The 6,379-nt window shown below is 49.3% G+C and carries 4 protein-coding genes; 2 read left to right on the top strand and 2 right to left on the bottom strand.

The features are described 5' to 3' along the window. Positions 1–5 precede the first annotated feature (5 nt). The gene (locus tag DHL47_RS07675; protein WP_209551455.1) at positions 6–2,060 is read left to right on the top strand and encodes a cation:proton antiporter; all 2,055 of its coding nucleotides are present in this window, start codon (positions 6–8) and stop codon (positions 2,058–2,060) included. Positions 2,061–2,600: 540 nt separating this feature from the next. Here DHL47_RS07675 and DHL47_RS07680 read toward each other — a convergent pair. Further along, positions 2,601–4,142 (bottom strand): glycosyltransferase family protein, encoded by a 1,542-nt coding sequence (locus DHL47_RS07680; RefSeq protein ID WP_209551456.1) that lies wholly within the window; start codon positions 4,140–4,142, stop codon positions 2,601–2,603. After that, entirely contained in the window at positions 4,142–4,933 is a 792-nt protein-coding gene (locus DHL47_RS07685; protein WP_209551457.1) for an ABC transporter ATP-binding protein, read from the bottom strand. Before DHL47_RS07685 ends, DHL47_RS07680 begins: the two co-directional genes overlap by 1 nt. Before the next feature lie 75 nt (positions 4,934–5,008). Between DHL47_RS07685 and DHL47_RS07690 the strand changes: the two genes are divergently transcribed. Further along, on the top strand, positions 5,009–6,133 hold the full coding sequence (locus tag DHL47_RS07690; protein WP_209551458.1) for an AI-2E family transporter: 1,125 nt from the start codon (positions 5,009–5,011) through the stop codon (positions 6,131–6,133). The last annotated feature ends 246 nt before the right edge of the window (positions 6,134–6,379 follow it).

Below are 6,379 nucleotides of genomic sequence, written 5' to 3' on the forward strand. Positions count from 1 at the left end.
TGCTGATGGAAATCCTCCTTTATACGATTATCTTTCTGAGCCTGCTGGTCATCTCCAATGTCACCAACCGTATCTTTCCTAAGCTGCCCCTGCCCTTGCTGCAAATTGCTCTGGGGGTACTGGTTGGTTTTTTCATCCCCTTGGGGCGCTTTCAGCTGGATACAGAGCTTTTTTTGGCTCTGGTCATCGGTCCCCTCCTTTTTCGGGAGGCTGAGGAGAGCAATGTGACCAGTATTCTGAAGCATTGGTACATCATTCTGTATCTGATTTTTCCAGTTATTTTTGTTTCGACTTTGAGTTTGGGCTGGCTGGCCCACAGCTTCTGGCCGGTCCTGCCTTTGGCAGCCTGCATTGCAGTCGGAGCCGCTTTAGGGCCGACAGATCTGGTGGCCTTTGCCTCCCTGTCAGAGCGTTTCAGCTTTCCCAAACGGGTGGAAAATATCCTCAAGGGCGAGGGTCTGCTCAATGACGCTTCGGGGCTGGTTGCCTTTCAGGTGGCTCTGCTGGCTTGGACGACAGGGACTTTTTCTCTGGAAAAGGCCAGTCTGTCCCTGCTCTTGTCCATTATCGGCGGCTTTGCGGTCGGCATGCTGACGGCAGCCTTCAATCGCTGGCTGCACAAGATTTTGATGAGCGCCCGTGTGTCGGATATTGCCAGTGAGCTGCTGCTGGAGCTCAGTCTGCCGCTCATGACCTTCTTTCTGGCAGAAGAGCTGCATGTGTCGGGCATTATCGCAGTGGTGGTGGCCGGTATTTTTAAGGCCAGCCGCTTTAAGCGGATTACGCTCTTAGAAGCTCAGGTGGATTCGGTGACGGATACGATTTGGAATACGGTCAATTTCATGCTCAATGGCTCGGTCTTCATCATTCTGGGCATGGAGCTGGAAATGATTGCCGAGCCGATTCTCAAAAGCCCCATCTATGACAATCTCCTGCTGCTGGTCAGCATTGTCTTTCTGACCGTGCTGCTTTTTGCTATTCGCTTTGTCATGATTTGGGGGCTCTACTTTTACCGGACCCGCAGATTAGGGAAAAGCTTGAAGAATTATCTCAAAGAGATGCTGCTGCTGACTTTTTCGGGTGTCAAGGGGACGGTCTCCATTGCCACTATTCTGCTGATTCCGACCGCCTTGGAGCAGCAGTATCCGCTCTTGCTGTTTCTGGTTGCCGGTGTGACCCTGCTCAGCTTTTTGACGGGGATTGTCACCCTGCCTCATCTGTCTGAGGATAGGGGAGAAGGGCCTGATCGCCTGATGCACATCGCTATTTTAAATGAAGTCGTAGTAGAATTGGAGGAGGAACTCAAGCACACCAAGGCTAAAGCTCCTCTCTATGCGGCTATTGACAACTATCACGGCCGAATTGAAAACCTGATTCTGGAGCAGGAGGACAAGGGAGTGCAGCGGGACTGGGCGGCCCTCAAACTTCTCATCCTCAGTATTGAAAATGACGGTTTGGAGCAGGCTTTTGAAGAAGGGAAAATCAGCAACCGCAGCTACCATGTCTACCAGCGCTACCTGCGCAATATGGAGCAGGGCATCAACCGCAACTGGGCTTCGCGCTTTACCTATTTCTTTCTGGTCACTCTGCGTCTTCTGCGGGTCCTTGTCCATGAGCTGGTGACATTGGGAGCCCGCCTGCGCAGCTGGAACAACCGCAGCAATCGCCGCCTGACTGCTGAGGATATTGACCAAATCGCTGAGCTCTATCTGGCCAATACGGAAGTCATCATTGAGAGTCTGGAAAATCTGAAGGGTGTCTATCAGAGCGCACTGGTCAGCTTCCTGCAGGCTTCTCGTCTGCGCGAGACGGAGATTATCGGCAGCGGCGCCTTTATTGAGCGGGTTATCACCCGCATCAAGCCCAATAATATTGACGAAATGCTGCGGGGCTATTATCTGGAGAGAAAGATTATCTTTGAATACGAAGAGAAGAAGTTCATCTCTGCCAGCTATGCCAAGCACCTGCGCCAGAATGTCAATAATCTGGAAAACTACTCGCTCAAAGAAACCGCCAATACCCTGCCTTATGACATGATGAATTATGCCAGAAACCGCTAAAAGAACCCCGCTGAAACTGAAACCAGCGGGGTTTATCGTCATTTCGTGTATCTTTTATTACTTTGTTAGCTCGCCTTGCTTTAACAGTCTAGTAGACTGTTGAAGGTTGCGGATAAAGGGAACGAAGTTCCCACAGAACGTAGACAAATTCCATTTTCTTTGTAAAAATTTTATAAATTCTTACAAAGAATTAAGAAAAAGCTCATTGCTATAATTAAAACAAAGATCAACCAAGTCTTTCCGCTGTGAGAAAAGCGCCTGAAACTCTTTAGTTTCAGGCGCTCGGAAGATTTGAGACTTTAGGCTCAAATCTTAGGTATGGAATTCCGAAGGAAGTCGCTACCGTCCGCACTCGCTTAAGGAAAGACTTTGGATAACTTTGTCTTCAGTCTCAGGGAACGAAGTTCCCAACTTTCGTTCAGTCCGAGGGAGTAAAAGAGAGGGTGAGGTTGGGAAGCTGCAGATGAAGAAAGCGGAACATTCGTCAAATAGCCGTATTTTTAGCCGACTCTTGAGCCTGTTCCAGCCTCATCTACGACCTCAAAGAGTTCTTTTTTCTTTTCTTTCCTGCCACCAGTCGCCTAGCTCAACCAGGCTCTGGGCCGCTGCAGGAATGAGCAGGAGCACATAGATATAAACGTACTGGCTCTTGGTTTCCCAGAAGAAGTGAAAGAGTCCGCCGCCCAAGAGAAAGATAAAAGGATAAAGGTCAAAGGGCCGCAGTCTTTCCTCGGCAATGAAATATTTGCGGAGGACAAAACCGCAGGACAGCAGGTAAATAGCGGCCAGCAGAATGAGCAGCAGGAAATTGACCAGCTGATAGCCAGCCCTTTCTTCATAAATGCTGCGCAGTACAGCCGGCTTCATATACTGTTGGCGTTCGATCTGCGGTCCTGTCCAGACGGACTGGAAGGTCGGCTCGGTCCAAGTGGACTTGACCTTTTCGTAGAAAAACTTGAGAGCGTAGCCGGGATTCTTGATGAAGTGAATGAGAAGGTCTTTCAAATCACGGGTGGCCATCTCCCTCGCTTGTTTTTCATTGTATTGGTTGCGCTTGAGAATCTTCGTATTGTAGGCATCATACCAGCCGCCCAAGGTCTGGCGGTTGGGGTCATCGCGCAGGCCCATGGTGATATAGGCGATTTTTGGAGTCCCCTCTCCGATAGACTGTCCGATTAGATTTTCATAATAGCCGGTCAGAAACTTGCCGGGAAAGACAATGGCAGCCGCAATCAGAACGATGGCCAGCGGCTTTTTCCAGGACCATTTATAAAAAGCAGACAGCAGGCAGACCCCCATCAGCATGAGGGCAAAAATCATGTAGTTATTCCGCAGCAGACAGGCCATACCGATGCTGGCCGCTCCCAAGAGGGCGTAGAGCAGACGGCCCTTTTGCTCCAGCTGGATAAAGGCATAAAGGCTGAGCAGGCAGAAAAACAGGCCGGGAATCGTACCGTAAACAAAGAGAACGAAAAAAAGCTGGGGCAGAAAGAGAAAGGTCAGGAGAATAGTGTATTTCTGGATAATTTCCTTAGCAGTCAGCAGAGCCGTAATCTTATAAATCAGAAAATTGCTGAGCAGCGTCCATAGGATATTCATGACAAAGGCGAACTGAGTCGTCGGAGAAATGTAGGCATAGAGCCGCTCCAGCGTCATGAGACCCAGCTGATGCGGGTTGCGGTACAGATAGCTGCCGACAGTCGTCAGCGAGCTGTAGTCGCCCTGATTAAAGGCTATTGCTGCATAAAAGACATGTCTGGCATCAGCCCGGATTCTTCCGCTGTAGGAGGTGATCAGGAAAATAGCTGCTGCAAGAAAGAGCAGGCTCAGTCCTAGAAAAAGGTGTTTGCCTGAAAGCTTTTCCAGCAGAGGCCGGATCAGAAAGAGGCCCAGCAGAAAGAGCAGCAGGAGCGGATAAAAGTACCAGGGATTGCTGACAAACTGGACCCCCTCGGCGATATGCAGAGGGATGTAGGTATGGGAAAGCAGAATCTGCCCAGCTAGAAAGAGCAGGGCAATGGCTGTCATGGTTAAAATCAGGAAATAGCCCAGCTTAAAGAATATGGTAGAAAACTGTTTCATCAATCCCTTTCCTCCCTTTGGACAAAGAAGCGGCCGCTGCCCAGATCAATCAGACGGACAGGCTGCGGATAAAAGAGATCCAGAGTTTCCTTGGTCAGGACTGTCTCGGTGGGGCCCTGAGCGGTGATTTCCCCCTCTTTTAAGAGCAGCAGGTGGTCCATGACAGGGGTGATTTCTTCGGCATGGTGAGTGACATAAAGGATAGTCGGCGCCTTTTTCAGCCGAGCGATGCTCTCAATCTGATCCAGCAGCCGCTCACGGGCAAAGAGGTCTAGGCCGCTGCTGGCTTCATCCAGAATCAGCAGTTCCGGCTCTTCCATGAGGCTGCGGGCAATCAGCAGCAGCTGCTTTTCTCCCTGAGACAGGCTGGCATAGGTCCGGCCAATCAGCTCCTGGCCGCCGACAGAAGCCAGCATTTCTCTGGCTTCCTCCAGCTCGGTCCGGCCGTACTGGCGATAGAGCATGCTGCTCTTGTATTTGCCGGTCAGGACAATTTCCTCAGCCAAGAGGCGGCTGGGCAGACGCTCAGCAATGAAGGAGCCGACCACGCCAATCCTGCTTCGAAGCTGGGGGATGCCGCCGGCGCCAAACTCCGTGCCGAGAACCGTCACCTTCCCTTCCGTTTTCCAATATTCGGCCATGAGGAGCCGCAGCAGGCTGGACTTTCCTGATCCGTTGAGCCCCAGAATGGCCCAGTTTTCCCCTTTTTGAACCTGCCAGTTCAGATTTTTTAAAATGTTTTTGCCTTGTTTTGTCAGGCTGACATTTTCCAGCGTGATAATCTGTTTCATTTTTATTCTTTCTTTCGTCAAATCCCCTCTATTATATCAAAAATTATGGTAAAATAGCTGGAAGGAGAGTAAAAAATGTTTCATAAAAGCAAGCTCATGTTTTGGACCAGTGAGGTCCTCTTACTGACCATTATCTTCTTTATCTGGCGGCAGATGGGAGATATGATTACGCCTGTTGTCAGCGTGCTCAATACCATTTTGATTCCCTTTCTGCTGGGCGGTTTCCTTTATTATATTACCAATCCTCTGGTTGAATTTCTGGAAAAACGATTGAAAATCAACAGGCTTGTCGGCATTCTGCTGACCCTCTGCCTGCTTTTCGGCCTCATTGCTCTGGGGGTGATCTACCTCCTGCCTATTTTGATTAATCAGCTGTCCAGTCTGATCAATTCAACGCAGGGGCTCTATTGGGAAATTCAGAGCTGGGTCAATCAGCTGTCGAAAAATACCCTCTTCAGAAATCTCAATATCCAGTCAACGATTCAGCAGCTCAATCTGTCCTATGTAGATATTCTGCAAAATATCCTCAACAGCGTGACCAACAGTCTGGGCAGTGTGGTATCCGCCGTCGTCAATACGATTATGATTTTGATTATGACGCCGATTTTTCTGGTCTACTTCCTTTTGGATGGGCGCAAGCTCCTGCCTATGCTGGAGAGAACGGTTCTCAAGCGGGACAGGCTGAACCTTTCCAATCTCTTGACCAATCTGAATGCGACGATTGCCCGCTATATCAGCGGTATTTCCATTGATGCCCTGATTATCGGCACCTTGGCCTACATCGGCTACAGCGTGATTGGCCTCAAATATGCTCTGGTGTTTGCCATCTTTTCGACCTTGGCCAATCTGATTCCCTATGTAGGTCCCAGCATCGGCCTGATTCCGATGATTATCACCTATGCCTTTACCGATCCCCATAAAATGGTGGCGGCGCTGGTTTATATGGTTATTGTCCAGCAGATTGACGGCAATATTCTCTATCCGCGGATTGTCGGCGGTGTGATGAAAGTGCACCCAATTACGATTATGGTGCTCTTGCTTCTGTCCAGCAATATTTATGGCATTATCGGCATGATTGTAGCGGTGCCGGTCTATTCTATTCTCAAAGAGATTGCTAAATTTCTGGCCAATCTCTATGACAACCACAAGGAAGCCCAGCAGCAGAAGAAAAACGAGGAATTTGGCATTATTAAGAAATGAGCAGCCTGATACCCGGACTTCTGAAAGCAGCCGATGTTTGCGGCTGCTTTTCCAGTCTTCAGACATCCTTATACGGTCTCTTCTCCAAACCCAGCCTTCTGTAGTGAGGCTAGGCCATCAAGGAAGCCGGTCCTGCTGCCTTTTATGAATCAATAACGCAGTTCTTTTACCTTGATTTCATCATATTTCAGAGGTATAGTTATAAAAAACAGCCCGCTAGCTGAACGTGTTTATCACGTTTTCCAG

It is taken from the genome of Streptococcus panodentis (genome assembly GCF_017884005.1).
GTDB lineage: Bacteria > Bacillota > Bacilli > Lactobacillales > Streptococcaceae > Streptococcus > Streptococcus panodentis.